24 protein-coding genes are annotated in these 26,978 nt (G+C 49.4%); 14 read left to right on the top strand and 10 right to left on the bottom strand.

Translation table 11 applies throughout. The annotated features are described in order from the left end of the window. Positions 1-63 precede the first annotated feature (63 nt). The 4 genes from P2G85_RS04300 to fabG all read right to left on the bottom strand — a co-directional run bounded on the left by P2G85_RS04300 (position 64) and on the right by fabG (position 3,854). Positions 64-471 carry an SPOR domain-containing protein gene (locus P2G85_RS04300; RefSeq protein ID WP_275862888.1) on the bottom strand — a complete coding sequence of 136 codons (408 nt, stop codon included), beginning with the start codon at positions 469-471 and terminating at the stop codon, positions 64-66. 109 nt (positions 472-580) lie between these two features. Beyond that, positions 581-1,726 (bottom strand): D-alanyl-D-alanine carboxypeptidase family protein, encoded by a 1,146-nt coding sequence (locus P2G85_RS04305; protein ID WP_275863070.1) that lies wholly within the window; start codon positions 1,724-1,726, stop codon positions 581-583. Positions 1,727-1,950: 224 nt separating this feature from the next. Continuing rightward, a complete protein-coding gene (gene yghU / locus P2G85_RS04310) occupies positions 1,951-2,811 on the bottom strand; it encodes a glutathione-dependent disulfide-bond oxidoreductase (protein WP_275862889.1) in 861 nt (286 codons plus the stop codon). Between the two features lie 323 nt (positions 2,812-3,134). Beyond that, positions 3,135-3,854 (bottom strand): 3-oxoacyl-ACP reductase FabG, encoded by a 720-nt coding sequence (fabG, locus tag P2G85_RS04315; protein WP_275862890.1) that lies wholly within the window; start codon positions 3,852-3,854, stop codon positions 3,135-3,137. A gap of 328 nt (positions 3,855-4,182) precedes the next feature. Here fabG and P2G85_RS04320 point away from each other — a divergent pair, with 328 nt between their 5' ends. Further along, on the top strand, positions 4,183-4,842 hold the full coding sequence (locus P2G85_RS04320) for a cupin domain-containing protein (RefSeq protein ID WP_275862891.1): 660 nt from the start codon (positions 4,183-4,185) through the stop codon (positions 4,840-4,842). Between the two features lie 97 nt (positions 4,843-4,939). Here the strand turns inward: P2G85_RS04320 and P2G85_RS04325 are convergent, their stop codons facing one another. Together P2G85_RS04325 and P2G85_RS04330 are read right to left on the bottom strand one after the other, a co-directional pair. After that, positions 4,940-5,179 carry a YdcH family protein gene (locus P2G85_RS04325; protein ID WP_275862892.1) on the bottom strand — a complete coding sequence of 80 codons (240 nt, stop codon included), beginning with the start codon at positions 5,177-5,179 and terminating at the stop codon, positions 4,940-4,942. Between the two features lie 247 nt (positions 5,180-5,426). Continuing rightward, positions 5,427-6,296, bottom strand: coding sequence for a helix-turn-helix domain-containing protein (locus P2G85_RS04330; RefSeq protein WP_275862893.1), 870 nt, complete (start codon positions 6,294-6,296; stop codon positions 5,427-5,429). 124 nt (positions 6,297-6,420) lie between these two features. Here P2G85_RS04330 and P2G85_RS04335 point away from each other — a divergent pair, with 124 nt between their 5' ends. From P2G85_RS04335 to P2G85_RS04350, 4 genes are all read left to right on the top strand, one after another. Further along, a complete protein-coding gene (locus P2G85_RS04335; protein WP_275862894.1) occupies positions 6,421-7,569 on the top strand; it encodes a PLP-dependent aminotransferase family protein in 1,149 nt (382 codons plus the stop codon). A gap of 373 nt (positions 7,570-7,942) precedes the next feature. After that, positions 7,943-8,899, top strand: a complete 957-nt coding sequence (locus tag P2G85_RS04340) for a hypothetical protein (protein ID WP_275862895.1) — start codon at positions 7,943-7,945, stop codon at positions 8,897-8,899. Positions 8,900-9,021: 122 nt separating this feature from the next. Next, the gene (locus P2G85_RS04345; protein ID WP_275862896.1) at positions 9,022-9,726 is read left to right on the top strand and encodes a lipoate--protein ligase; all 705 of its coding nucleotides are present in this window, start codon (positions 9,022-9,024) and stop codon (positions 9,724-9,726) included. A 331-nt stretch (positions 9,727-10,057) separates the two neighbouring features. Next, positions 10,058-11,557 carry a DEAD/DEAH box helicase gene (locus tag P2G85_RS04350; protein ID WP_275862897.1) on the top strand — a complete coding sequence of 500 codons (1,500 nt, stop codon included), beginning with the start codon at positions 10,058-10,060 and terminating at the stop codon, positions 11,555-11,557. 376 nt (positions 11,558-11,933) lie between these two features. Here the strand turns inward: P2G85_RS04350 and P2G85_RS04355 are convergent, their stop codons facing one another. Continuing rightward, entirely contained in the window at positions 11,934-12,137 is a 204-nt protein-coding gene (locus P2G85_RS04355; RefSeq protein ID WP_275862898.1) for a hypothetical protein, read from the bottom strand. A 935-nt stretch (positions 12,138-13,072) separates the two neighbouring features. Between P2G85_RS04355 and P2G85_RS04360 the strand changes: the two genes are divergently transcribed. From P2G85_RS04360 to P2G85_RS04370, 3 genes are all read left to right on the top strand, one after another. Beyond that, positions 13,073-13,285: a cold-shock protein gene (locus P2G85_RS04360; RefSeq protein WP_275862899.1), complete on the top strand. Its 213-nt coding sequence runs from the start codon at positions 13,073-13,075 to the stop codon at positions 13,283-13,285. A 281-nt stretch (positions 13,286-13,566) separates the two neighbouring features. Beyond that, positions 13,567-15,804, top strand: a complete 2,238-nt coding sequence (gene rnr, locus P2G85_RS04365) for a ribonuclease R (protein WP_275862900.1) — start codon at positions 13,567-13,569, stop codon at positions 15,802-15,804. A 343-nt stretch (positions 15,805-16,147) separates the two neighbouring features. Continuing rightward, positions 16,148-17,047, top strand: coding sequence for a hypothetical protein (locus P2G85_RS04370; RefSeq protein WP_275862901.1), 900 nt, complete (start codon positions 16,148-16,150; stop codon positions 17,045-17,047). A gap of 163 nt (positions 17,048-17,210) precedes the next feature. On the opposite strand, the gene P2G85_RS04375 is transcribed toward P2G85_RS04370, so the two are convergent. Both P2G85_RS04375 and P2G85_RS04380 read right to left on the bottom strand, forming a co-directional pair. Further along, a complete protein-coding gene (locus P2G85_RS04375) occupies positions 17,211-17,603 on the bottom strand; it encodes a ribosome recycling factor family protein (RefSeq protein ID WP_275862902.1) in 393 nt (130 codons plus the stop codon). Positions 17,604-17,607: 4 nt separating this feature from the next. Beyond that, the gene (locus tag P2G85_RS04380; protein WP_275862903.1) at positions 17,608-18,477 is read right to left on the bottom strand and encodes a LysR family transcriptional regulator; all 870 of its coding nucleotides are present in this window, start codon (positions 18,475-18,477) and stop codon (positions 17,608-17,610) included. Between the two features lie 107 nt (positions 18,478-18,584). Here P2G85_RS04380 and P2G85_RS04385 point away from each other — a divergent pair, with 107 nt between their 5' ends. After that, positions 18,585-19,841, top strand: a complete 1,257-nt coding sequence (locus P2G85_RS04385) for an adenylosuccinate synthase (protein WP_275862904.1) — start codon at positions 18,585-18,587, stop codon at positions 19,839-19,841. Between the two features lie 96 nt (positions 19,842-19,937). On the opposite strand, the gene P2G85_RS04390 is transcribed toward P2G85_RS04385, so the two are convergent. After that, the gene (locus P2G85_RS04390; RefSeq protein ID WP_275862905.1) at positions 19,938-20,771 is read right to left on the bottom strand and encodes a pyruvate, water dikinase regulatory protein; all 834 of its coding nucleotides are present in this window, start codon (positions 20,769-20,771) and stop codon (positions 19,938-19,940) included. Positions 20,772-20,946: 175 nt separating this feature from the next. Between P2G85_RS04390 and ppsA the strand changes: the two genes are divergently transcribed. The 5 genes from ppsA (at position 20,947) to P2G85_RS04415 (ending at position 26,912) form a co-directional block, all read left to right on the top strand. Further along, positions 20,947-23,319, top strand: a complete 2,373-nt coding sequence (gene ppsA / locus P2G85_RS04395) for a phosphoenolpyruvate synthase (protein ID WP_275862906.1) — start codon at positions 20,947-20,949, stop codon at positions 23,317-23,319. Positions 23,320-23,469: 150 nt separating this feature from the next. Next, a complete protein-coding gene (locus P2G85_RS04400) occupies positions 23,470-24,267 on the top strand; it encodes a hypothetical protein (RefSeq protein WP_275862907.1) in 798 nt (265 codons plus the stop codon). A gap of 85 nt (positions 24,268-24,352) precedes the next feature. Continuing rightward, the gene (locus tag P2G85_RS04405; protein WP_275862908.1) at positions 24,353-25,159 is read left to right on the top strand and encodes a helix-turn-helix transcriptional regulator; all 807 of its coding nucleotides are present in this window, start codon (positions 24,353-24,355) and stop codon (positions 25,157-25,159) included. Positions 25,160-25,240: 81 nt separating this feature from the next. After that, entirely contained in the window at positions 25,241-26,503 is a 1,263-nt protein-coding gene (gene tyrS / locus P2G85_RS04410; protein WP_275862909.1) for a tyrosine--tRNA ligase, read from the top strand. 112 nt (positions 26,504-26,615) lie between these two features. Continuing rightward, positions 26,616-26,912: a Dabb family protein gene (locus tag P2G85_RS04415; protein ID WP_275862910.1), complete on the top strand. Its 297-nt coding sequence runs from the start codon at positions 26,616-26,618 to the stop codon at positions 26,910-26,912. Positions 26,913-26,978 lie beyond the last annotated feature (66 nt).

The following is a 26,978-nucleotide window of genomic DNA, read 5'->3' on the forward strand; positions in this document are numbered from 1 at the left end:
GGTACTATTTTGCTTGTTGAGTAACATTTGATTAACAACTAATTTTTGGTCTGCACGATACAACTAGCGCATACGTACCACGCTGGTCTCTTGTTTTCGCTGCATTTCAGCAAAACTCATTACAAATGGCGCAGCCTGTTTGACATGGCTGGGCAATGAAGAGAGCGCATTCAGTGCTTCTTGCTTGGTTTTAAAGTCACCGACGGTCACGGTGTACCAGCGCGTTCCACGGCTGTTTTTCCAGTTCACCCACACCGGATGTTTGGCATCGATGTAGCGGATATAATCTTTGACATCTTTCTCCTGTTTCAGGGCCAGCACCTGCATGGTGTAATGGGCAGGATTCAGATAGCCATACGCGTCCTGAGAAGACATAACGCCGACACAACGTTCATTTTCCGCAAAACGTGGTTGCGGGGCGACGCAGCCAACCAGCGTAAAGGCCAGGGTCAAAGATAAAAGCTTCTGCACGTGATACTCCCGTGTTGTTCTGAACTGATATGCTCATAGTTGAGTTCTTCAAATAAGAAAGGCGGCCATTATGGCCGCCTTAATAAATCGAATCTGAAAAAATTCACACTCAGAACCAGCTGGCAATCAGTCGTTTTACCCAATCCAGTACACGTTTAAACAAACTGCCCTCTTCAACCGGCTCTAACGCGACCAGTTGTGAGGTTTTCACGACCTGACCATCGACCTTGTACAGTACGTTACCCACCACTTGATGTTGCGCAATTGGCGCGACCAAATCATCGTGGTATTCAATCTCAGCTTGCAGCTTCGCCGTATCCCCCTTAGCCAGCGTCAGGTAAACATCTTCAGCCACGCCGACCTTGAGTTGATCCTGCTGCCCCATCCAGACCCGTGCCATGGCCATCTCCGTGTTGGCTTTACTTGGCATCAGGGTGTCAAAAAAGCGGAAACCGTAACTCAGCAGTTGTTTACTCTCAGCTTCACGACTGTTGGCACTGTTTGATCCCATCACGACCGCCACCAAACGCATCTCGCCGTTGGTCGCGGAGGTCGCAAGGCTGTAACCCGCACCACTGGTATAGCCGGTTTTCATCCCGTCAACGTTCATACTCCGGTCACGCAGCAGCCCGTTGCGGTTGTACTGGGTAATACCGTTGTAGGTAAAGGACGTTTCACTGTACAGCGGATACACCGTTGGCAGATCGCGGATAATTGCCTGGCCTAATTTTGCAATATCTCGTGGGGTTGAATACAAACCGTCACTGTCTAACCCGTGCGGGTTGGTAAAGCCGCTGTTCTCCAAACCCAGACGGCTGGCCCAACTGTTCATCAAACTGACGAACGCACCTTCACTGCCGGCAACGTGTTCAGCAATGGCCACGCTGGCATCGTTACCTGACTGGACAATCAAGCCCCGGTATAAATCTGAAAGTGTCACCGATGTGCCTACTTCGATAAACATCTTCGACGAATCCGGAAAGTTTCTTGCCCAGGCATTGCGGCTGATGACGACCTCATCATCAAAACCTATATTACCGGCATTCAGCTCCTGACCAGCAACATAAGCGGTCATCAGCTTGGTCAAACTTGCCGGGTTAAGCCGTTGGTCGGCGTTCTTTTCTACCAACACGGTCCCGGAATGGTAGTCCATCAGAATATACCCGCGCGCCCCCAGAGTGGGCGCATCCGGTATGACGGTCGGAGCCGCGGAACTTAAAGCAGGCACAGCGACTAAAGCCGTCGCCAGGATCATGGAATGTACACTATTTTTTTTCATATCAGCGTTCTGTGGCTAACAAATTAGCTTGAGTATAAAGAAACACCGTACAGTTACAGCCCCTCTGTAACCAATGGTTACTTTTCATTGAACTTTGTCGATAAGAATAAGACTCCGATCAAGCATGCGGACAGGAAAAATGAGAGAGCCGTAAAAAAAGGGAATCCTTTCGGTATTCCCTCACAGTTGTTCTCGATTACTTACCGCGGCTGTCTGGCCAGCACTGCATCAATATCAGCCGCGCTATGGCGCTCTTGCAGTTGCTCCCACTCTTCTCCCCACGACCGGTTCACGATGCGGCCGCGTTGCACTGCGGGCCGGGCGTCAATCGCTTTTGCCCAGCGAACCACATTCGGATAACTGGCGACATCAAGAAACTCAGCCGCATCGTATAAACGGCCCAGAACCAGATTGCCATACCAGGGCCAGGTGGCGATATCGGCAATGCTGTATTCCTTACCGCCAAGAAACTCGTTCTCTGCCAGTTGCTTGTCCAACACATCCAACTGGCGTTTCGCTTCCATGGTGAAACGGTTGATGGGGTACTCAAACTTCTCAGGTGCATAGGCATAGAAGTGACCAAACCCGCCGCCAAGGTAAGGGGCAGAGCCTTGCAACCAGAACAGCCAATTCATCACCTGGGTGCGTGGCGCCGGATCCTGAGGCAAGAAGAGGCCAAATTTTTCTGCGAGATAAAGCAAGATATTGCCAGACTCAAACACATTAATCGGCTCATTTCCGGAGCGATCCACCAAAGCCGGGATCTTTGAATTCGGGTTCACCGCGACAAATCCTGAGCCGAATTGATCCCCATCACCAATCTTGATCAAGTATGCATCGTACTCAGCTTCTGCAATACCTGCAGCCAGCAGCTCCTCAAACATGATGGTGACTTTTTGTCCATTCGGCGTGCCCATCGAATAAAGCTGAAACGCATGCTCCCCAACCGGCAGTGCCTGCTCATGCCGCGCACCAGAATCAGGGCGGTTAATACTCGCCCATTGACCACCACTATCATTATCGTTAGTCCAGACTTTCGGTGGAGTATATTCGTTCGTCATGATGATTCCTTATTGTGATTAACGGCACTTCCCTACCGGCGATACGTTCTCGTTACCTCGGCATGCGCCTATCAGACCAGCGCGACCGTTGAAACATGCCAGCAAGCAGATTATCACTCTCGATCCTGCGTTGTGGGTCAGTACCAAACTGCTCTCATTAAAAATGATGAGGTTTGGATTAGGGAATAAAAGTCCTGGCAGCAAAAAATGTTAAGCTATTTAGTTATGAACCATAGCCAGACGCTATAAGCCACCAAGATAGACAAGCACTCTAGACCGCATGTGTGTGATCACCGACAACTTAGAATGCTTGCTCAAGGCCCCTACAGGACTAAGCCGCCATCGATTTTCAGCACCTGCCCGGTAATGTACGCACTGTCATCCGAAGCTAAGAACGCCACCCCGTTGGCGATGTCCCGGACACTGCCCATTCTGCCTAAGGGCGTTTTCCCCTCCATCATCGCGATGACTTTTTCTGGCAGGCTGCGGGTCATATCCGTGGCGATAAATCCCGGTGCCACACAGTTGACCCGGATTTGCGCGCCTTTTCTGGCCAGCTCTTTCGCCCAGCCTTTACTCATGGCGATCAATCCCCCTTTACTGGCGGCGTAATTGCTCTGACCAATATTGCCATCCGTGCCAACGATGGAAGAGATGCTTACAATGCTGCCACTGCCACGCTCCATCATTGCCGGTGCCACCTGCTGGGTCAGCAGAAATACCGCTTTAAGGTTTACTTCTAGTACGCTGTCCCAGTCCTGCTCCTGCATATCAGGCAATAATGCATCACGCGTAATGCCGGCATTATTGACCAGCACATCAATGTGTTGATGTGTTGCCAACACTTTCTGCACCACTGTACGAACTGCCTCAGCGTCACACAGGTTCACCTGCTCACTACTGAAGCGGTCTGACTGACACCAGGCGATGGGCGAAATATCTAAACCGACGACATCAAAACCGTCTTGTAACAGCTTCTCACAGATTGCCTGACCTATCCCACGCGCCGCACCGGTAACCAGCGCTACTTTTTTCTGATTCATCTTGGTCTTCCTTAAGTTTAAAAATAATCGTTCTTGCTCCCTGCCCGTGGTGACGTTTATTTATATTGTGACTGTCACTCAATCTCGTTTGATCAGGAATAAATTAATATATGAAACTATAGGACCGATTTCCGGATGTAGTATGAACGAATCAAGAAACTATGGTGATTGTTCGATGAACACCAACCATTGTTACCTGTTATTACATGATTTCCAGCCGTTCGACGGCAAATGAATACTCTACGGATAACAGGAGCAACGATAGATGCACGAACGCCGCTCAATCAGCCCTGACCGGCGCTATCCATCACTAAACATAAGGTGCAATATGCTAAATATGGATTTTTCCCGGCACGTCGTGATTGAAACGGCGCAGCAAGACTGGGTGGCCAGCCCGGCACAAGGAGTGTGGCGAAAACCCCTAGAGCTCGAAGCCAAAGAACACGGCCATACGACCAGTATCGTCAAATATGAGCCGGACTCCCGGTTTGCCCCCCATTCCCACCCGCTGGGTGAAGAAATTCTGGTACTGGACGGGGTGTTTTCCGACGAAGAGGGCGACTACCCGGCAGGCACTTACCTGCGTAACCCGCCCGGGAGTCTTCATGCGCCATTCAGCCAACCAGGCTGCGTCATTCTGGTCAAACTGAATCAATTTTCTGCTGAGGACGATGCCAAAATCAGAATAAATACTCGCCACGAAGTGTGGTCTGCCGGATCGGGGGGATCACAGGTGATGCCTTTGGACTCATTTAGGGGCGAACATGTCGCGCTGGTGAAGTGGTCAAAAGGAGAACGATTTCAGCCGGATTGGCATTCCAAAGGGGTGGAGATTTTTGTCCTGTCCGGCACCTTTAAGGATCTGTGGGGAAGTTATCCGGCGCATACCTGGCTACGCCGCCCGCATATGGGTGAGCATTTTCCATTCGTTGAGGAAGATACCGTGATTTGGCTTAAAACTGGCCACTTGCCTCATGAGGGGGACTGAAGCTTACAACCTGAACGGCTCGTGGCTGAGACCATTGCTTAAACGGCCCGCTGAGCCAGAGGACCGTTACTCTTAATCGCGGTGGTTTAACTGATGATCATGAGCTCATGATTTTTGAATGTAGCCAGTCTTTAAGTTCGGCCCGGTCATGCTTAAGGGAGTTCATTTCTTTATCGTCAATCGGAGCACCTCGCAGTTCCAGTTCGCGAATTTCCCGGTCAATCGCATGATAATTTCGGGCATTTTGCGCGAACGTTTCATCGTTTGCATTCAGTTGGTTGATGGTATCCAAATGGTCCGGGAACTCGTGGGTTAGTGAGTGATTTTCGCCTAACATAGCAACCTCTTTTCCTTGTTTACATAAACCGAACTGCTCACTTGTTGAGCAAGCCTGTGTTAAAGGTAGCAGCTCTGCCACGCGAAAATGGTCGTTTTGTCCACAAAATGGTTTATTGATGACTGCACCGCCAACTGGCGAAAAAACAGCAAGAAAAGGTTAATTGCCCCCCAGCAAGCGGGAACCGGTCACAGCTGTCAGGGGAGGCCGTCAGCGGGCAAGTCTCCAGATTGCTTACCGGCAGGACTCAAAAGAAACTGACTGGTAAGTAAAAATCCAGTTCAAATGCCTCTTGATCGTTCAAAAAGTGGTTTTTCAGATAATGGACATAGGCCGGGGTGGATCGCTGTTTAAACCCGGACGATGGCAACCACTGCTCGAGGATCATACTGAGCTGAGGTAGTAACTCACCATAGACGCCCTGCAAACGAAACACCGCATGCAATCCGCCGGGGATCACCATTTGATTTACCACTCCCCGATACTGCAGCGGCTTATCAATCGCCATGCAAGCCACATAACGACACTTATCCAGCTCAACCCATGCCGGATTGGAATGGTGTAAACCAAATTGGATCGAAAAATCACGCTGCTCGGAGTTAGCCCAGGCTTTAAGCGTCAGCCAGGCATAACGTATCGAACGGTTATAACCGACATGACGCACATACGCCGCCAAACGTGGCGGGATTTCACTGATCGTCGGTGCGGGTAAGCTCCGCTGTCTGACCCGCCGATACCCTGCGGCAATCTCTGCATCCTGTAAATACGGTTTCTGTGCCGTGTGTAAATCATGTCGGCGCCATTCTCCCGGCGACATCTCGAAGGTTGCTTTAAATGCCCGGCTAAAAGAAGAGACCGATTGAAAGCCACACTTATTGGCAATATCAACCACTGCCGACTGGGGGTCAAACATCAGCTGGTTCGCGGCATATTCCATGCGTGTACGCCGGATATACTGATGCACTGACTCGCCGACGACCCGTTTAAACGTACGATGAAAATGCTGTTCCGAATACGCGGCAATCTCAGCCAGTTCCCTGGCGGACATTTCCCTGCTGATGTCTTGATGGATGTAAAACAGCACATCATTAATTCTCGAGGTGTGATGCTGGCTCATAGTAATGCGACACGCTCAAATAGCATAAATGGACATGTTTGTAAGCATAAATGGACAACCATCAAATATCAACTAAGCGCTACTATCGGAGCAATAACCAACGATAATACGAGAAGCACAACCGATGGAAATCGCCCAGTCATTGCAACAGATCCAATCCTCATACATCCGGGAAATACTCGCCGCCGCCAGTGACGAAAAAGTCATCTCCCTTGCAGGCGGCCTGCCTGACGAAAAGACGTTTCCCATCGATTTGATGAAACCATCACTGGAAAATCTGGCTAACATGCCAGCGGTTTTCCAATACGGTGCCACCGCTGGCTATCAACCTTTACTCGACTTTCTCCACCACGAGTACCAGTTGCCACCATCCCATCAGGCAATGATCTGCACCGGCTCACAGCAGGGGCTCGATTTGATCGCGCGGGCCTACATCAACCCCGGAGACAAAATCGTGATGGAAGCCCCGAGCTACCTTGGAGCCATGCAGGTGTTCGGCCTGGTTCAGGCCGATATTGTCACGGTGGCGCAAACTGAAACCGGGCCAGATTTGGCCCAGCTCGAACACTGTTTTGCCAGTGAGCAACCCAAACTGTTTTATGCCGTACCGGATTTTCACAACCCGACCGGTGTATGCTGGAACCTAGACACGCGCCAAAAAGTCGCCCAGCTGTGCCAGCAATATAACGTAGCCTTTATTGAAGACGCCCCATACCGAGAACTGCGCTTTACCGGCGACGCCTTGCCAATGGTATCCGATTTCTGTCCGGACCATTCAATCGTACTACGCTCGTTTTCCAAAATTGCTTCACCCGGCCTGCGGATCGGTGTGGTCAGCGGTAAAACGTCATATCTGGCACCGCTGATAAAAATTAAACAGGGCGCAGATTTACACTCTAGTGTCCCGATGCAGGCACTATTGCTGGGCCTGTTGCAACATGACAATTTCGCCCGGCACATCGACAATATCCGCGCACTGTATAAATCGCGTTATCAGATCCTGTTTACCGAGCTGCAACAGCATCTGCCGCCAGAATGCCGGGTAAACCCAGTTGACGGCGGCATGTTTGTCTGGGTAGAGCTCCCACACTGCGACACGTTTGCACTGGCGAAACAGCTGCTCGCCAGTGGTGTAGCCGTAGTGCCCAGCCCGGTGTTCTATCCAGACAACTGCCAGGCAAAAGCTGCATTGCGACTCAACTTCACCAATGCCTCACCTGACGAACTGACCATCGCAGTCCGACGTTTGGTAAGCGTATTGGGCACGCTGTAACCTTTAATAAATACACCAGCGCCTGCCGTGCTTCCTACCAGCAACAGGCGCTTGAAAAGTTCCGCAAAAAATAATTTTTTTCTCTCTAAATCAGTTCTCTAGGTTAAGTCTCTGTTTTTTCTAAAAGTGCTCTATGACGGGCGATTCTTGACCGTGGCCACATATTTGATGATGCAAACAGTCGCGTCTATCTTGTCAACAAAGGCATCGACCGCGCCGCCTTCTCTCGTATATGTATGGCTTTCGTTTTCGCTCCTGTAACCAGACGCTGAAAATGAAACTCAGCTAAATTAACGGCGCTGGATTTACACAGCCATTTTGAATGTCACAACGCGTCAGTTAAGGGAAGCCATGTACAGAGGGGGTTACCTGAATGAACAACCTAACCAAGACAGGATTTGCCATAACGTGCGTATGCGCGCTTTTATTCGTTAGTTCCACTCACTTCGCTCACGCCGGAGAAGGTCTGTCCGCCAATTGCAATGATATTCTGGCCGGTAACCGGACCGCTACCGCACAAAAGATGACGCTATTAACCGGTGAAAATATCGCACAAAGCAATCTCTCCACCGCCGTCATTCCCACTAAGGAGCATCCATTTGTCACCGACGCGTTGACAGCAGTTGCACAGCAGGTATCACCGCAAGGTGACCTCGCAAGCCGGCCACTGGCTGAAATCGATAACGTTCGCGCTGATTTAGAGCAAGCCGCCAAAGAGGTGTATAAACTCCAAGCAACCTACGAGGTGGTATTTTTTAGCCTGATGGATGGCCACTGCCAGTTTCCTTCACAGCAAAACACTCAGGACGCGAAAGTCGAGTTTGATCATCTGGAAGGCCTGACCGCTCATGCCATTCCCGCTTTATTGACCTTAGTTGAACAATCTCATCTTGCCGCTCTCATGGCCGCCGCACGCTACCAAGACAGTCAGGTTTTAGTGCAGATCGACAGTTTTGATGGTCACGACATCCGGTTATCAGTCACGAACTTAACCGACCAAGTAACACTGCAGCCGCACTTTAACCTTTTTCGGGCGCGGCAAGGACAAGACGGAAAGATCGACTATGAATCAACCTCTTTGCTGACACTAACCGATCAAACTGGCCAAGAGCTGGATACGCAAAGTATTGCCGAGCTTAACGGTGACAAGCCGATTTCAGCCGACATTGCGCCTGGCGAAACTCGTCAGTTCATCACCACAGTGGTCACTCCCGTTGCCCCGCCGTCACTGCTGAATCTGAGTTTCCCAGCCAACGCACTCAATACTCCAGACGGGTTTACTTTGACTTTCTCTGACCCAAGAAGGATAACCACGGCTACGGTCAAATGATGCGCCAGCAGGCCCGCCTAATGCCTGCTCTCTTCACTCAAATTTGCGACAGGCATTAGTATTCGATGAACTTCTGAGGTAAAACAATCAGATAGTTTAAAGTGAGGGAGAGGGAGCTGGCATTGGCTACGAAAAACAAACTGGTCCGCTATACATCGATTGAAGCCCAACGCGTATTCGCCAAAGAGGAAGAGCTACTGCGGCTGGTGAAGGCCAACGACTTAGCCGAGGCACTGCTACTCTGGCAAGTAAAGAGCCCGACCTTAATCCTGCCGGCCGGGAAAAAATGGCCGGTCTCAGCCATGCTGACAGAAAAGCTGCGGGAAAGTGGCTGGCAGCTGTTCAGCCGCAAAACCGGCGGCGCGCCGGTGCCACAGGTTCCGGGGATCATCAACCTCTCTCACATCTACCATTGGCCTGCACACCAGCCTTACGACATCAAACAGGCCTACCTCAGGTTGTGCAAAACATTAGACACTTTTTTCGCCCGGCTGGGGGTGAACGTCGATGTACACGGCACACCGGGGTCATACTGCGACGGGGAATACAACCTCAATATTAACCAACAAAAAGTGGTCGGTACCGCGCAGCGGGTGTTACTTAAACCAGACGCTGGCCGGGTGGTACTGGCACAAGCCTGTATCCTGATTGATGCCGATGTCGATGAAATTGTCAAACCGGTCCAGCTGTGCAATCGTATCTGCCAGCGAGACGAGGAAATTAAACCCGGGGTTCACACTCCACTGTTTGCGCATATTGCCTCGCGGCCGGGTATCGACGCCCTATACCAGCAACTGACCCAGGCGTTTCTCGACGCCGAACGATAACCTACGCCGGTCTTCCCCGCCCGAGACATCGGCAGTGGATGCTTGTCAATTAACCTAAAGCCACCTTAAAAGCTCAACTTAAGTTGAGGTGGCATCCTGTTGAGCCCTTTTTTATCCAACCCAAATGCCGGCCGCTTCGCGGGCCAAACGTCAAAGTGACTAGTGACTGCCTCTGCACAAAATTTCCCGCTTAAGCAGGCATCGACCTCCCGCTGGCGGCTCAAAATGCAATTATCGGTTGATGCAAACCCATAAAAGCCTCAGAATGGCGCACTTTCGCTCGTCAACCACGTGCGAACCATTTATTTATCGACAATTGAGAATCATACATATGGGTTTTACCTCGTTAGGTCTTTCTGCTCCAATTCTTCAAGCCATTCAGGAGAAAGGTTACGACACCCCTTCCGCGATTCAGGCACAGGCCATTCCGGCCGTATTAGAAGGGAAAGACGTCATGGCAGCGGCTCAGACCGGAACAGGTAAAACCGCAGGCTTTACGCTGCCGATCCTTGAGCGCCTGTCGAACGGTCCGCGCGTGAAAGGCAATCACATTCGCGCTCTGATGCTAACCCCCACACGCGAACTCGCTGCGCAGGTCCAGGAAAACGTATTTGTTTACGGCCGCCACCTGCCGCTGACCAGCGCAGTGGTGTTTGGCGGGGTTAAGATCAACCCGCAAATGCAACGTCTGCGTAAAGGTGCCGACGTACTGGTAGCGACGCCGGGCCGCCTGATGGATCTGTACCAGCAAAATGCCGTCAAGTTTGATCAACTGGAAGTACTGGTGCTGGATGAAGCCGACCGGATGCTGGATATGGGCTTTATCCGTGACATCCGCAAAATTCTCGACTTACTGCCCAAGCAGCGCCAGAACCTGCTGTTCTCGGCAACCTTCTCTGACGAGATCCGCCAACTGGCCAAAGGCCTGGTCAACAATCCGGTGGAAATCTCGGTCAACCCGGCCAACTCCACTGCCCGAACCGTTGAGCAATCGATCTACCCCTCAGACGTGAAGAAAAAACCGTCTATGCTGGCTAAGCTGATCAAAGATGGTGACTGGCGCCAGGTACTGGTATTTACCCGTACCAAGCACGGTGCCAACCGCCTGGCGAAATTTTTGATTGACCAGGGCCTGCCGGCCGCGGCTATCCATGGTAACAAGAGCCAGGGGGCCCGGACTAAAGCGCTGGCTGATTTCAAATCCGGTGAGGTACGGGTGCTGGTTGCCACCGACATCGCGGCGCGCGGGATCGACATCCCTCAGTTGCCACAGGTGGTCAACTTTGAACTGCCTAAAGTCGCCGAAGACTACGTTCACCGCATCGGTCGTACCGGCCGCGCCGGGGAAACCGGTAAAGCGATTTCGCTGGTTTGTGCGTTGGAAGCACCAGAACTGTTTGCGATTGAGCGTTTGATCCAGCAGTTGCTGCCGCGTGTAGTGCTGGAAGGCTTTACTCCGACCAATGTGGTACCTGAATCTAAGCTGGATACGCGCCCAATCAAGCCGAAAAAACCGAAGAAGCCGAAAAAGCCGAAAGCAGAAGGGGGCAACACTCAACAAACAGAGAAGAAAGCTTCAAACGGCGCAGCCAAACCCAAACGTCGCCCAAACCGCGGCCAGGGTGGTGCAAATCAGGGCAACGCCGACAAAACCAAACAGCGTGGTGAAAGTAAGTCAGGCACCGGCCGTAAGCCTGATGCCAGTAAAGGCGGTAACGGGGGCAAACCAGCCGCCAAGCGCAAACCTGGCGGCAACAACCCGGCAGGCAAAAAGCCAGCAGGCAAGAAACCAGCCAGCCAGCGCCGTCAGCCGCGCCCGCAAGCGGCCTGATCCCTCATCAGTTCGCTCGACATATTAACAAAGCCGCTGCTCATCGCAGCGGCTTTGTTGCGTAATTCGACAGAACTAAATCCAAAACTTACGATCTGATCGGTTACATCGACTAACTATCGTCATCTGATGCCAGAAACTCGTTACTTTGTTTGAATTTCATGCATCGCAGGTGCTGATTTATCTTTTCTCTAAATTAGGCAAAAAAGCCCTTCTGATAATAGAAAGGTAGTGTGAGATGAAGACCTTCTTCTATTTGGTATAGTTTTATTGATAATAAATTTAAGTAAAGATGGGGAACATGATAGTGATGCGGAAGTCGGTGACACTTACACACCACAATCACTATAAGAATTAGATTTGATTCTTTATAAGATTACTGATTCTGCTTAAAGAAACGTTCAGCACTGGCAAAAAGAGATTTGCAGAGATTTTTCTGCTTATTATAATCCTCAGAACCTTCCTTCATTGAGTCTAGGGTCTCTTTGGCAGCATGGTATTCTTTAACCATCTGCTCAAACTTCACTTCATAGCCGCTTTTTTTGTATTTTTTTGGCGATTTATCTCGTTTTTTTCTCATTCTTGTTCCTGTTTGAACATATTTGTCAAAATTATATGAAACATGCAGGCTATATTTTTATGTAATTTTCATATAAACAGCAGCCTAAAAGTGGCTTAAATAAGCCTGATTCAACATACTACTTTAGCACTCACTAACGAGATAAATAATATTTTCAAACGATAATAACTTATCTAAATGGCCAGTAAATTGCGACTAAAAGACCTTTTGCGCCATGTTCAGTTCTAAATGCTACTTTGTGACCTTCAGATAGGTTATTAAAACTTTCTGAAGCTATTTTTTTGATAACTCGTTAATAGTTAAAAACAAAACTGAGACTATTAAATGGAAGATAAAGAATAAGCTGCTATGGGAGTTGTATAACGATATGACTCGAAAGAAAACTAAGAAGTGACTCGAACTGTATGTTTCATCAATAGCTCACGTTTCGGAGCTGAACTCACTATACACCCATTAAAATAAATAGATAGACATTTTCCATTTTTTTCCATTGGAGCAAAAGTTCGCTCTTTGTTTCATCCCGTTTTATAAAAAACAGAAAATAAATTAAGACTACAGGATCAATGAGTTACTTTTAATTACACGCAGAAATTTATAATTTACCACGTGGGATGGCTTTACAGGAACTAGAGCCATAAAGCATTCACCAACTAGAATTTGACCTCTTGCATAGCACTCTCTATCGCAAAGGACTAATGCTTAAGGCACGCACAAAAAAAATAAAAAAGAAAAAGCTAGCGTTTATCAATTTTATCGGTATACTGCACATCAGCTCTTAAGAAAAGAGCTATTTAATTTTTTAAGATCAAATTTCTCTCAGTTCATCATCGATTTCCTCGTTTACGTTCCTGCGACAAAATATATATCTCTAAATCATATAATAGCGCTTATTAGCTACACACTTAATATTAAAATTATCCAATATAGAGGTATCTATGTCTAATAAATCAACTGGTTCAGTAAAATGGTTCAACGAAACTAAAGGTTTTGGTTTTATTTCTCCAGAAAATGGCGGGGAAGACTTGTTTGTTCATTTTCAATCAATTGTCTCAACTGGCTTCAAAACGCTATCTGAAGGCCAAAAAGTAACGTATGTTGTCGAACAAGGCAAAAAAGGTCTCCAAGCAGCCCAAGTCACTGTAATGTAATGAATTATGTGGCATCAACATCCGTTGATGCCTCTTCCTATCATCGTAAGTCTTTCACCCAAACTTATATACCCAAGTTACTTGAACTTAAACCTTAAGCTTCAGCTTTTAACGCTAATAAACCTATCTAATAAGTCATTTCAGTATATACCTTTGGCAAAATGCCAATAAATAACCCCACATCAAAACTAATATGATTCATACGTGAATCATTTCGCCTAGTGCTTTATTTATATAAGTAAGTTTATACTAAAAGCGATTGGCGAATAAAAGAGAACAAAATGAAATTAAACATATCCGCCCAATCAATAAACCACACTACATATGAACATATTATTCCCAGCCGAGATTTTATTCTTAGCCTATTCGACAAAGTCAAAAACTACTTAAGCTATGAACAGATTTCTCATTCATCTGGTTTGAATGAAAAACCTCAAAAAGACGCATTAAAAAAACGCTTAAGAGCAATGGAACGTGATGGTCAACTTATTTTCACCCGCCGAAAAGGCTACAAAAAAGTTGATCAATCAGCTTTAGTTACTGGAAAGATCTGTATCCATACGGACGGTTTTGGCTTTCTAACCTACGACAATAATGAGAAAGACCTTTTCTTACCGAAACATCAACTGACTCATGCGTTCGATGGCGATATCGTACTGGTTTTGAAAGGCAGCTCTCAGCAACAAGGTCGCTCAAACCATCGCTTGATCAAGATCGTGGAACGCAAAACGACTCATATAGTGGGTTTATTAAAAAGAAAAGGGACCAACTTCTATCTATTACCAGAAAACTCGAAACTGACTCAGACCATTCAAGTCACACCAAATGAACTTATTGCCAAAAATGTCGGTAAACTCGTTCATTGTAAAATCACTGCATATCCTGATCATAGACAATCGACCACTGTCGAGGTCTCTGAAGTATTAGGGCATCCTGGAGAAGCGGGCATCGAAGTCAAACTGGCGTTGCGTCGCCATGGCATCAATGACAAATGGGATAATCAAGTCCTTCATGCTGCTTCTGTCTTTGGCTCTCATGTAGAAGAAAAAGACAAAACATCACGAGTGGATTATCGAGATTTACCTTTCGTCACCATCGATGGTGATGATGCAAAAGACTTTGATGATGCCGTTTATGGGTATCAAATGGACAATGGTCAGTGGAAGCTGTTCGTCGCAATTGCTGACGTATCTCACTATGTTCAACCAAACGATCACTTAGATCTTGAAGCACAGTCTCGTGCAACGTCCGTTTACTTCCCTGGATGCGTTGTACCAATGCTACCAGAGTCATTATCTAATGGTTTGTGTTCACTTAATCCTAATGAAGACCGATTGGTGATGGTATGTGAGATGACCTTTGACGACGAAGGCAACATGCTAGATTCTGAGTTTTCTGAAGGGATCATTCACTCACATGCACGATTAACTTATAACGAAGCTAACCGCATTGTTATGCAATCTACGGCGAAAACAAAATACCAAAGCAACAATCCCAACCACCATATCGCTCAGCATTTAGTGAATCTTCATCACTTATATTTGAACTTATCCGGTCAGCGTAAAGTCCGTGGAGCGATTGACTTTGACACACAAGAACTCGCTTTTACGTTAAACAACAAAAAGAAGATTGCGTCAATCGTTCCTGTTGTTCGAAATGACGCTCACCGAATGATCGAAGAGTTTATGCTGTGCGCCAACGTTGCTACAGCGCAATTCTTAGAGCAACATAAAATACCGAGCCTATACCGGGTGCACTCTGGCCCTCAAATGAAAAAGCTATCTACATTGAGACTGTTGCTTGCAGACAAAGGGCTGACGTTAGCGGGTGGTGATAAGCCGACTTCTCACGACTACAACTCGTTACTGGAACAAGTTCGAAATTTGGATGAGTGTGACATCATACGTACCTTACTGCTGCGCTCTCAGAGCCAAGCGGAATATTCGCCTAAAAACATGGGGCACTTTGGTTTAGCGTATGATGCTTACTCACACTTTACATCTCCGATTCGTCGTTATCCTGACTTACTCGTTCATCGCGCTATTCGCACCAAACTTCGTGAGCAAAACACAGGCAAGCTACGTAGTCTGCTAATGAAACTCAACCCTATGCGTCAACTAGCAGGCGGGGCCAATCACTACCCTTACGACACAAAAGAAATTGAACAACTCAGTGCGCACTGTTCGCACCAATCTCGCCAAGCCGATGAAGTAAGTCGCGAGGTAGAGTCAGCACTGAAGTGTCATTATATGAAGCCATTTATCGGGCAACATTTCATGGGGACGGTTTCTGGAGTTACGCACTTTGGTGTATTTGTAGAACTAAAGGAAAACCGAATTGAAGGTCTCATACCTTTATCAAGTTTTCAGAATGGCGAGTTTGAATTTGATGCAATTAAACAAAAAATCTTCAGCCAAACCACAACTTTTACCTTAGGTACCAAAGTAAAAGCTTTCGTGAAAGAAGTCGATTCTAAGCAAAGAAAAATTATATTTAACTTAACAGAGCACATTGAATAGTCACTAAACCAATAGACTCTTTTTCGCATAAGGAAAAGTCGGCCAAACCACTGTACTCAGAAGTAAGTACTAGCACTACTACAACTCGGAATGGGCAAATGTGAGCCAGTACGTTCTGGATTGACTCAGAAATGGACCGTCTCTTATATCGGGAAATCAATCTGGGCAGAAAAGAATCTGGCCCAGATCTAATCTGACAGGCACGAGTCTAAAAATGGGTAACTGGCAGATCAGGTCTAATTAGTCAATATTAGCCGGTGATACACCGCCTTAACCCAGTTACCAAGCTATCGGTTCTTATCAACTAGTCTATAGTTACCGTACACAGAGGCAGGAGGAACTTATGAAGAGTTCAAATGTTCTCCTCACTATTAGAGTCTTACTGACCCTGACAGGCTGGTTTTTTCTCTTAGCCATAGTGCATAGTCTAATTCACACGTTCTCAGCATTTTTTCCGTTCAGTCTGGATGAACCAATTCCTCTGTTTATCTCATGGACACTGGGATTAAGCCTGCTGATATACCTGTTTGTCTGGAGTTTACCAAATGTTAACAAGCCCTCCTGGAAGACAGCCTTAACCATATTCATCTGGGCTGTTATGGTCGCTTTCGGGCACGGGGTCACTCACTTAGGCGAAAGTAAAGTCGAACTGTTGTTCATCCAAATACAGGAAATAATGGGACTGGCCGGCTTTCTTGTCCTTGCGGGAGCCTATGCACTATTTCTGGCCATCCCTTTTGTGGCTGGGGTTGAGATTGGTTTCCTGATCATGGCTATCTTCGGAGTCAAGGGAGTGTTGGTCGCTTATATAGGTACGATACTTGGCCTCAATATTGCGTTTGCTATAGGGCGACTGTTACCTAAATCCATTTTAGGAAAATGCTTCAACAAGTTTGACCTCAAGATAGAAATGGATAATTTGCCTGCCTTACTTGATCAACTTACAAGGGAAAAACATTGGTTGTCTGTCGTAGGTGGGACGCTACTACGTAACCGCTATATATCGATTGGCTTATGTCTTAATTTCCCAGGCAACAGTATTGTGGGAGGAGGTGGTGGGCTTTCAATGCTCGCGGGCATGAGCCACCGCTTAGTTCGTTGGCCTTATTTTCTTATTGTGAGCTTATTGGCACCGCTTCCTGTTCCTGTTTTGGTTCTAGTTGGCCTGTTAAATATTGACGGCGTAATAATGCATAGTGGCTGGTTTCATGAACTGATGAACACCATTATTCCAGCAAGATGAACAAAGAAGTGTAAGAAGAAAATTCAGTATTACGTTAGCAATGATGAAGATGCTGAGATGAATTTACGTATTCATGCTCAGAGCAATGACCTTAGCCCGCTAAGGGCAACTCCAAGTTAGTAAACACAGCCAACCACCACCATCAATTCTGCTTGCGCAGTACTTAAAGCATCTCCGCTTCAAACCGGGCAACCCGTGCTTGTGCCAGGGTGCAGTTGGTTTCGGCCATCAGTTCTGCCAGAGTGATGTTCGGGTTTTGCTGCACTATACGGATCAGCTTTTCCTCCAGGGGTTCAAGCTTATCACTGTGCATTGCCAGCCCAGCTTCGATCTTATTGATCACAAAACGTACCCTTTCGGAATCTTCTGCTTTGATATGGTCGACAAATGCCTTCAGATCCAATGCCTCACCGGTTATTTGCCAGTGACGCGAGCGCCTGACTCTTTTTAGCTCGCACCCTCTTTCTGCGGCTATCGATTTGGTGCGTCTGGCGTGATCACCACCAATTCGGTGAATCAGCGAAGGAAGCGGGATGGTCACCTGAGTATCTTTCATCAAGTTACCCCTCAACTACCGCGACATTCTCTGCTACCCAGCTCAGCAGTTGTTTGGCCGCTTTCGACAACACCTGATTTTGCCGCACAATATAGCCAAAGTCGGTATTGGGAAAACTGGGTAACGGGGTGATCGTTCTTGACAGATTAAGCCGCGGATCAAGGGAGAAATCCGGCACAATCGCCGTACCGAAGCCGGCTTCGGCCCAGTCGATTTGCGCTTCCACGCTGCCCACTTCCATCACCCGGTACTGAGGTAAGTTCAGCTCTGGCAGCGAGGCATCGATCAACTCCCGGGTGCGGGTATCGTGGCCGAGCAGGATCAGGGTCTGGCTCTCCTGGCGGTTCGCCTGCCACTGGAAAATATCGTCACCAAACGCGCACCAGTGAATTTGGGTCAGCGGCGTAAAATGCACCGGCCGGCTCTCCTTTTGTGCGATCACAAAACCAATGTCAGCGCGTGCACTTTTGACCAGCTCGACCGCCTGTGACGAAGTGGTGTTAAACAGGGTTAAATCGATGCCCGGGTACTGGCTTTTAAACTGCTGGAACGGTTTGATCAGCAGCAGGCGCGAGACAATATCACTCGCCGCAATCGAGAGCGTACCCTGGCTCAGATCGTTGATCGCATTGAGATCCGACTGGCAGATTTGCAACTCATTGAGCATATGCTGCGCGGTCTCCAACAGCCGTTTGCCTGCCTGGGTCAGCTGTACCGGGTTACGCTCAATCAGTTTGGTCCGGGTCGCTTGCTCAAGCTGCTTAATATGCAGGCTGACGTTGGGCTGGGTCATGTGCAGCTCGGTCGCCGTTTTGCCGAAATGTTTCACCTCTGCCAGGGTGACGAAAGTCCGTAACCAGTTCAAATCTAACATAGTACATAGCCTGATATGAGTTTCTTATTAAGTTAATGAGTATAATTAATTTCTCTTATCCATGCGAACATCTTAAGATTTTCCGGTCTGTTATTGGAGAATGAATTATGTCGTCTATCGTTGTTGTGGGTGCAAACTGGGGTGATGAAGGCAAAGGCCGCATCGTTGACTTTTTGGCAGAGCAAGCTTCTGCGAGTATTCGTTTCCAGGGTGGTAACAACGCGGGTCACACCGTGGTGAACGATCTGGGTACGTTCAAACTCCACCAGCTCCCAAGTGGCGTATTCAATCCAGACTGCGTAGCCGTATTAGGCCCGGGGATGGTGATCAGCCCGGCATCTCTGTCTAAGGAAATGGCGGAAGTAGAACAAGCTGGCGTTAAAGTGAACCTGTGCATCTCTGATCGCGCTACGCTTTGCCTGCCTCTGCACGCACTGGAAGATTCGCTGGAAGAACAACGCTTAGGTGACAACGCATACGGTTCAACCCGTCAGGGGATTGCACCGGCCTATGGTGACCGGGTGATGAAAAAAGGCATCCTGGTCGGTTGGCTGAAACAGCCAGAAGTGCTGGTTGAGCGCATCAAGTTCTGGATGGACTGGAAACTGCCTCAGCTTCGGGCGCTTTACCCAACCTTTGAGTTCGAACAAACCGCGGAAGAAATGGCGAGCTGGCTACTCGAAGTCTCTGCCCCTTGGCGTGATGCGATCTGTAACGTCACCCTGCCGCTGAAAGCGCTGCAAGCACAAGACAAAACGCTATTGTTCGAAGCGCAGCTTGGTGCCGGCCGTGATCTGGTTTACGGTGAATACCCGTGGACCACCTCTTCTAACGTGGTATCAATGTACGCTGGCATCGGCAGTGGCCTGCCTGCCCTTCGCCCTGAACGCGTGATTGCGGTCGCGAAAGCCTTCAGCTCATCGGTGGGTACCGGTACGCTGATCACCGCAATGGAAGAGCAAGACGCATTCCGTGAACTGGCCGGTGAATTCGGTGCGACGACTGGCCGCCCGCGTGACATGGGTTACTTTGACGCGGTTGCGACCAAAAACGGCGTTGAGCTGCAGGCCGCGACTGAAATCGCGCTGACTAAAGTGGACTGCCTGACCGGCCTTAACGATCTGAAAATCTGTGTTGGCTACCAGGGCGAGCACAGCGAAAACCCAATCTGGCCGCAAACCGCCGCACTGGCTCCTATCTACGAGCAGATGGAAAGCTGGAGTGAAGACATCACCGGCTGCCGCAAGTTTGAAGAGCTGCCGCTGGCCGCCCAGAAATACGTGCTGCGCATCGAAGAGCTAATGGGCGTACCGGTCAAAATGGTATCCGTTGGCCCGGGCCGTGAACAAATGATTATGCGATAAGGCGTGAGTTAACACGTCAGTTGGCAAGCGGCTTATCTCTCCGGTTAAGCCGCTTTTTTTCTCTCTGCGGTTTTGTAATCAGCTTTGCGCTGAAGCTTAAAACAGTCGCCGTTTCATCCCGGCTTTTTCTAAGATCCGCGTCGAGATCTCTTCCACCGACAGTGAAGAGGTATTGATGTAAGGGATCGCCTCACGGCGGAACAACGCTTCAACCGTGTTCAGCTCCAGCTGGCACTGCTGAGTACTGGCGTAATCACTGCCGGACAAGCGGTTCTGACGGATTTCGGTCAGCCGCTCAGGGTCAATCGTCAGGCCAAACAGTTTGTGCCGGTGAATTTCAAACTCCGGCATCAGACGCATCGCTTGCACATCTTCGGCAATAAACGGATAGTTCACCACCCGCAGGCCAAACTGCATCGCCATATACAGACTGGTTGGCGTTTTACCGCTGCGCGAGACGCCGAGCAGGATGATGTCCGCCTCTTCCAGCCCTTTCAGGGTAATACCATCGTCGTGGGCAAGGGTGTACTCAATTGCCGCAATCCGATCAAAGTAGGTGTCGGAATCTTTACCGACACTGCGCGAGCGCTGCAACTTGGGCACCGGCTCCAGCTTGGTGTCATCTTTGACTTTCTGCACAATACTCTCCAGCACATCGTAACAGTGGGCCGGCGCGCTCAACAGCTGCTGGCGAACAGCAGGCAGCACAACCGAGAAAAACACCAGCGGCTTAACCCCACTACGCTGGTAGGACGTTTCAATTTCTTTGATCACGCCGGCGGCTTTGTCTTTACTTTCAACAAACGGAAAGGTCTTTTCGTTTGCAGCAAAGGAAAACTGGCCCAACACAACATGGCCTAATGTTTCACAGGTGATGGCGGTTCCGTCAGAAACATAGAACACATCACGACTTTGATTTTCTGTTTGCATTTATGTTTAAAGTTTCAAAATATTTTGAGTAGGATGACAGCCATGATACCGATAATAAAACCAGGCGTTCAATTACGTCCCCCACAGCTTTGAAAATTCCTCTGGAATTTTTTTCAGCTCAGACGTAATCGTTTGCCCTACCCCCTACAAAGCTGCAATGTTTCTGGAGAAAGACATGCAAAACAATACCCTCTGGTTCAATAGCCTATCCATGCAAGATGTCGACAAGGTCGGCGGTAAAAATGCGTCACTGGGCGAAATGGTTTCTAACCTCGCCAATGCCGGCGTGTCGGTACCCAACGGTTTTGCCACCACGTCGTATGCATTTAACCAATTCCTTGATCACGAAGGGCTGGACGAGCGTATCCACCAGTTGCTCGACGAACTCGACGTTGAGGATGTGGAAGCACTGCGTAAGACAGGCGCCACTATCCGTCAATGGGTTTTGGAGACGCCGTTTCCGGCGGATCTGGAGCAGGATATCCGTGAAAACTATCAAGAGCTGACCGAAGGCCATCCTGAACTTTCGGTAGCCGTGCGCTCTTCAGCCACCGCTGAGGATCTGCCCGATGCTTCTTTCGCCGGCCAACAAGAAACCTTCCTTAACGTGAAAGGCATCGACGCCGTGCTGGAAGCCACCAAGCACGTTTACGCATCGCTGTTTAATGACCGCGCCATCTCCTACCGGGTTCACCAGGGGTTTGACCACCGGGGTATCTCGTTATCGGCCGGTATCCAGCGTATGGTGCGCTCCGATAAAGCCTCGTCAGGGGTGATGTTCACCCTTGACACCGAATCTGGCTTTGATCAGGTGGTGTTTATCACCTCATCGTGGGGCTTGGGTGAAATGGTGGTGCAAGGCGCCGTCAACCCGGACGAATTTTACGTTCACAAACCGATGCTGGAAGCCGGTCAACACCCGATCGTGAAAAAGACCTTCGGCTCTAAACTGATCAAAATGATCTACTCAGACAATCAAGAGATTGGTAAGCAGGTTGACATCATCGACACCTCAGACGCCGAGCGTAATACCTTCTCTCTGAATGATGAGGAGATCAAAGAGCTGGCCAAGCAAGCGATGATCATTGAGAAGCACTACCAGCGCCCAATGGACATCGAATGGGCCAAAGATGGCATCGACGGTAAACTGTATATCGTTCAGGCCCGCCCGGAAACCGTTTGTTCGCAAAGCGAGCAGAACATCATTGAGCGCTATGAGCTCCACAACAAGGACGAAGTTCTGGTTGAAGGCCGAGCGATCGGCCAGCGCATCGGTAAGGGCCCGGTACGTCTGGTTGGTTCACTGGATCAAATGTCGCTGGTACAAGAAGGTGACGTGCTGGTCACCGACATGACCGACCCGGACTGGGAACCGGTGATGAAAAAAGCCGCGGCGATCATCACCAACCGTGGCGGCCGTACCTGTCACGCGGCTATCATCGCGCGCGAACTGGGCATCCCGGCGATCGTGGGCTGTGGTAACGCCACCAGCCAGTTAAGCGATGGGGCGACTGTGACCGTATCGTGTGCGGAAGGGGAAACCGGCTATGTCTACCAGGGCGAGCTGGAATTCGAGGTAAAACGGTCTTCCGTGGATGAACTGCCGCTGCTGCCGACCAAAGTGATGATGAACGTCGGCAACCCGGATCGCGCCTTCGACTTTGCGCAAGTTCCTAATGAAGGAGTTGGCCTGGCGCGGCTCGAATTTATCATCAACAAGATGATCGGTATTCACCCGAAAGCGCTGCTCAATTTCGATCAGCAAAGTGACGCGCTAAAAGCAGAAATCACTCAGCGTATCCGTGGCTACCAGGATCCGATCGACTTCTACGTCAGCAAACTGACGGAAGGCATTTCGACCATCGCGGCAGCCTTCTGGCCGAAACGTGTCATCGTGCGGATGTCTGATTTCAAGTCGAACGAGTACAGTAACCTGGTCGGCGGTCAGGATCATGAACCGCATGAAGAAAACCCGATGCTGGGCTTCCGTGGCGCATCACGTTATGTCTCCCCGGTGTTTGAGGATTGTTTCGAGCTGGAAACCCAGGCCATTAAGCGTGTTCGCAACCAAATGGGACTGAAAAATGTGGAAATCATGATCCCATTTGTCCGTACGCCAAGCGAAGCAGCCTCGGTCATCGACCTGCTGGCGAAGTTTGACTTACGTCGTGGCGATCAGGGCCTGAAAGTGATCATGATGTGCGAACTGCCATCCAACGCGGTACTGGCAGATGAATTCCTCAAGTACTTTGACGGTTTCTCGATTGGCTCCAACGACATGACCCAGCTGACCCTGGGCCTGGATCGTGACTCTGGCGACGTCGCCCATCTGTTTGATGAGCGGAATCCGGCGGTTAAGGTGATGCTCAAGATGGCGATCGATGCGGCGACCAAAGCAGGTAAGTATGTCGGTATCTGTGGCCAGGGCCCATCCGATCACGATGATCTGGCCGAGTGGCTGATGGAACAAGGCATCAGTTCGGTGTCCCTCAACCCGGATACAGTGATCGATACCTGGCTGAAGCTGGGTGAAGTCAGCGCCAGTTAATCACCTAACCTGATAACAGCAGCCCCCACAACCAATGGTGTGGGGGCTTTTTATTCTGCCTCACAAATTAACTTTGTCGACTGATGCTGCAGTGTTCAGCGTCTCGGTTTTCACCTATGCTAAACATAACCCCCTCAACCGGTGACGATGATGAAAAAACTGCTGATTGCACTTACCTCGCTAGCTCTGCTCCCCTACCCGGCTCACGCTGGCTGGGACGAGATATCCAAAGAGCTGTCCGAGCTTGGCGATGCGGTTTCTGAGAGCGCTAAAGAAGCCTGGGACAGCACCAAAGCCTTCTCGAAGAAAGCCTGGCAGGATTTTACCAACTGGTCAAAGGAAGCCATCAATACCCTTGGCGAATGGACCGATGCCAGCATAGAAAAAAGTAAAGAATGGATTGCGGCGGCGGATAAAAAAATTGAAGAACTGATGCAGGGCGATACTCCGGAGCAGGCACGCCAAGCAATTGACTTGATGGCCGACAGCACGCTGCTTAAAGTGTTCAACCAGCAACCGGAAACCAAAACCTTGTACGACCTGGCCTATGGCTATGCGGTCTTCGACTCGCGCAAGCTGTCGCTGCTGTTTCAGGCCGACTCAGGCTCTGGGGTGGCGGTCGACAAACACAGCGGTCAGCGCACCTACATGAACATGATCGGCGCCGGGGTTGACCTTGAAGTCAGCAACCAAACCTACCAGCAACTGGTACTGTTCGAAAGTCAGGAAGACTTCCTCACTTTTATTATCCAGGGTTCAGGCACCGGACGTGACGGGAGCCTGCCGAGCGATGAGAGAAGCGATCATGATAAGGCGACACAATTTCACCAGGGCTTAGCGGTGTATCAGATCAACGCCGAGGGGCAACTGATGCCGGCAACCTTATCCGGTTCGCTCTATTGGGTAAACCGAGAGCTGACTGACACTCAGTCGCCCGACTCAGCATAAGATATTGGGGGAGAGTTCTCCCCTCTTTCTCGTTGATATAACTTAAGTTATGCTTAGTGGCCATCGTATCTAACCGGGCCATCCGATGCCAGATTCTGCGTTCAACACTCATTTAGCCAAAGCCATTTCAGCCCTTAATACGCCTCATTTTACGCCAGCACTGATGCGCGTCATTGAATCGGTGCTGAATTATGACTGCGCAGTGATCCTGGGCTATCGGGAAGGTAAACACCCCATTTACCTGTACGATTCAATCACCAGTGAACGTGAACTGCTGTTCCAGCGCTATTTGACCACCTCGTTTCAAAATGATCCGTTCTACCAACGGCTGCGCGATTGTAAACAACAAGGGATTTTCACCCTCAAAGATGTGGCAGGCAAAGATCTCGATTATGATGCCTACTGCCAGCAGTTCTACCATCAGACCGGCTGGAAAGATGAACTCAGCATGCTGATCAAAATCGAACCGGGACGTTGGGTGATGCTCTGCTTTGGTGATCTGCAAGCAGGCAAACGCTTTTCTCAGCAACAAACCACCAAGTTACGACCCTACTTTCCGGTTATCCAGTCGTTGTGCCAACAGCATTGGCGGCCAAGTGAATTTGTTTTGTCTGAGCCGATTGTTGTCCCGGGCAAGATCCCAGGCAATATGCACACCGCCATCAAGGAGGGCCTGAACACCTTTGGCCGGGGCTTACTGACTAAACGTGAGCAAGAAGTAGCATCACTGCTTGCCCAAGGCTTTGACAGCAAAGAAATTGCAGCGCAACTTAACTTAGTCGAGGGTACGGTGAAAAACCACCGCAAACGCATATACGCCCAACTTAAGGTCGCATCACTGGGTGAGTTGTTCCAGCTGTTCCTCAATCACCTGATCAGCCAGGCAAAATAGCAAACCGTCCCTTTAGGGATATGTTGACCAAAGACGGTGCACTTTACCCTGATCCGCTCAATATTAAGTGCGGGTCAAACAATGACAACATCCTTACTCCAAGATTTACAAGCGCGCGGCCTGATTGCTCAGGCCAGCGACCTCAACCAGATCCAACAATTGCTTGCCGAGCCACAGACAGTTTACTGCGGCTTCGATCCCACAGCAGGCAGCCTGCATATTGGCCACCTGGTGCCTTTGATCATGTTGCAGCGTTTTCAGGATGCGGGCCACCAGGCGATCGCCCTGATTGGCGGGGCGACCGGCATGATTGGCGATCCCAGCTTTAAGGCCACCGAGCGTAACCTCAATTCAGCCGAGACAGTCTCCGGGTGGGTCAATGACTTATCCCGTCAAATCCACCAGTTGATGAACCACCAGCTTAGCAAGCCAATGCTGATGGTAAACAACGCTAACTGGGTTAAACAAATTAATGTGATCGACTTTTTCCGAGATGTCGGCAAGCACTTCTCGATCAACGCGATGATCAATCGCGAATCAGTCAAGCAACGCTTACAGCGGCCAGATCAGGGCATCTCATTCACTGAGTTTAGTTATGCACTGTTACAATCCTACGATTTTGCTGAGCTGAACCGCCAGTACGGCTGCCGCCTGCAAATCGGCGGCAATGATCAATGGGGCAATATTGTCAGCGGTATCGATCTCACCCGCCGGCAAAACGCTGAACAAGTATTTGGCCTGACACTGCCGCTGATCACCAAATCCGACGGTACCAAGTTTGGCAAAACAGAAGGCGGTGCGGTGTGGTTAGATGCAGCCAAGACCTCGCCTTACGCGTTTTACCAGTTCTGGTTATCCGCTGAAGATGCTGATGTTTATCACTTTCTGCGCTACTACACCTTCTTAGACTGTGAAGAGATCGCGGCAATTGAAGCACAGGACAAAGCCAGTAAAAGCAAACCGCAGGCCCAGCGTATTCTGGCTGAACAAATGACCCGCTTTGTCCATGGTGAAGCCGGGCTAACCAGTGCACAACGTATCACCCAGGCACTGTTTAGTGGTGATGTACAGCAACTGAGCTTAAATGAGTTGAAACAACTGGAACAGGATGGTTTACCCAGCGTTGAAAGTACCCAACAAGATCTGGTCGAACTATTACTTGAATCCGGGCTCGCCAGCTCGAAACGCATCGCGCGCGAACTGATCAGTAACAACGCGATCAGCGTCAATGGCGACAAAGTGGCCGCTGAACACCCGCTCCTCAGCTTCGCGCTGTTCGATCAATACTGGCTACTTCAACGCGGCAAAAAACACTTTTGTCTGGTGAAACGCATCGTTGGCTAAGCTCTGCTGTAGCAAGGCTCGCTCACGTTTTACCGACAGTGTGAAGTAAGCGACAAACGGTATGGTGGGCGATCCGTTATAGTTCGGGTTTGCATTCAAGTACACAACCAAAATGATAAGACATATCTTACTGATCAAGTTTAAAACCGACGCCAGTCACGAAAATATTGAACAGCTGCGAACTCTGTTCGAGCAGATGCCACACAAAGTAGAAGGCGTTACAGAGGTTGAATGGGGCCTCAATGACAGCCCGGAAGGTAAAAACAAACACTACACCCATGCGGTGGTGATGACGTTTGCCGACGAGGCCGGGCGTGAAAACTACTTACCTCACCCAGAGCATGATGCGCTCAAAGCCGTGTTCCGGCCGTTGCTGGAAGACATCATTGTGTTTGATTATACGATCTAAACGCAACTGAACGGGGGAGAGCGATCTCCCCTCCATTCGCCCACCCTGCCAGCCCATGATACCAAT

This window comes from Vibrio sp. CAU 1672, from assembly GCF_029223195.1.
Classification (GTDB): Bacteria; Pseudomonadota; Gammaproteobacteria; order Enterobacterales; family Vibrionaceae; genus Vibrio.

Coding starts and splice junctions, on each gene's coding strand:
- P2G85_RS04305 (WP_275863070.1), bottom strand. CDS start 1,726: ATGATCCTGGCGACGGCTTTAGTCGCTGTGCCTGCTTTAAGTTCCGCG.
- yghU (WP_275862889.1), bottom strand. CDS start 2,811: ATGACGAACGAATATACTCCACCGAAAGTCTGGACTAACGATAATGAT.
- fabG (WP_275862890.1), bottom strand. CDS start 3,854: ATGAATCAGAAAAAAGTAGCGCTGGTTACCGGTGCGGCGCGTGGGATA.
- P2G85_RS04320 (WP_275862891.1), top strand. CDS start 4,183: ATGCTAAATATGGATTTTTCCCGGCACGTCGTGATTGAAACGGCGCAG.
- P2G85_RS04325 (WP_275862892.1), bottom strand. CDS start 5,179: ATGTTAGGCGAAAATCACTCACTAACCCACGAGTTCCCGGACCATTTG.
- P2G85_RS04330 (WP_275862893.1), bottom strand. CDS start 6,296: ATGAGCCAGCATCACACCTCGAGAATTAATGATGTGCTGTTTTACATC.
- P2G85_RS04335 (WP_275862894.1), top strand. CDS start 6,421: ATGGAAATCGCCCAGTCATTGCAACAGATCCAATCCTCATACATCCGG.
- P2G85_RS04340 (WP_275862895.1), top strand. CDS start 7,943: ATGAACAACCTAACCAAGACAGGATTTGCCATAACGTGCGTATGCGCG.
- P2G85_RS04350 (WP_275862897.1), top strand. CDS start 10,058: ATGGGTTTTACCTCGTTAGGTCTTTCTGCTCCAATTCTTCAAGCCATT.
- P2G85_RS04355 (WP_275862898.1), bottom strand. CDS start 12,137: ATGAGAAAAAAACGAGATAAATCGCCAAAAAAATACAAAAAAAGCGGC.
- P2G85_RS04360 (WP_275862899.1), top strand. CDS start 13,073: ATGTCTAATAAATCAACTGGTTCAGTAAAATGGTTCAACGAAACTAAA.
- rnr (WP_275862900.1), top strand. CDS start 13,567: ATGAAATTAAACATATCCGCCCAATCAATAAACCACACTACATATGAA.
- P2G85_RS04370 (WP_275862901.1), top strand. CDS start 16,148: ATGAAGAGTTCAAATGTTCTCCTCACTATTAGAGTCTTACTGACCCTG.
- P2G85_RS04375 (WP_275862902.1), bottom strand. CDS start 17,603: ATGAAAGATACTCAGGTGACCATCCCGCTTCCTTCGCTGATTCACCGA.
- P2G85_RS04380 (WP_275862903.1), bottom strand. CDS start 18,477: ATGTTAGATTTGAACTGGTTACGGACTTTCGTCACCCTGGCAGAGGTG.
- P2G85_RS04385 (WP_275862904.1), top strand. CDS start 18,585: ATGTCGTCTATCGTTGTTGTGGGTGCAAACTGGGGTGATGAAGGCAAA.
- P2G85_RS04390 (WP_275862905.1), bottom strand. CDS start 20,771: ATGCAAACAGAAAATCAAAGTCGTGATGTGTTCTATGTTTCTGACGGA.
- ppsA (WP_275862906.1), top strand. CDS start 20,947: ATGCAAAACAATACCCTCTGGTTCAATAGCCTATCCATGCAAGATGTC.
- P2G85_RS04400 (WP_275862907.1), top strand. CDS start 23,470: ATGAAAAAACTGCTGATTGCACTTACCTCGCTAGCTCTGCTCCCCTAC.
- P2G85_RS04405 (WP_275862908.1), top strand. CDS start 24,353: ATGCCAGATTCTGCGTTCAACACTCATTTAGCCAAAGCCATTTCAGCC.
- tyrS (WP_275862909.1), top strand. CDS start 25,241: ATGACAACATCCTTACTCCAAGATTTACAAGCGCGCGGCCTGATTGCT.
- P2G85_RS04415 (WP_275862910.1), top strand. CDS start 26,616: ATGATAAGACATATCTTACTGATCAAGTTTAAAACCGACGCCAGTCAC.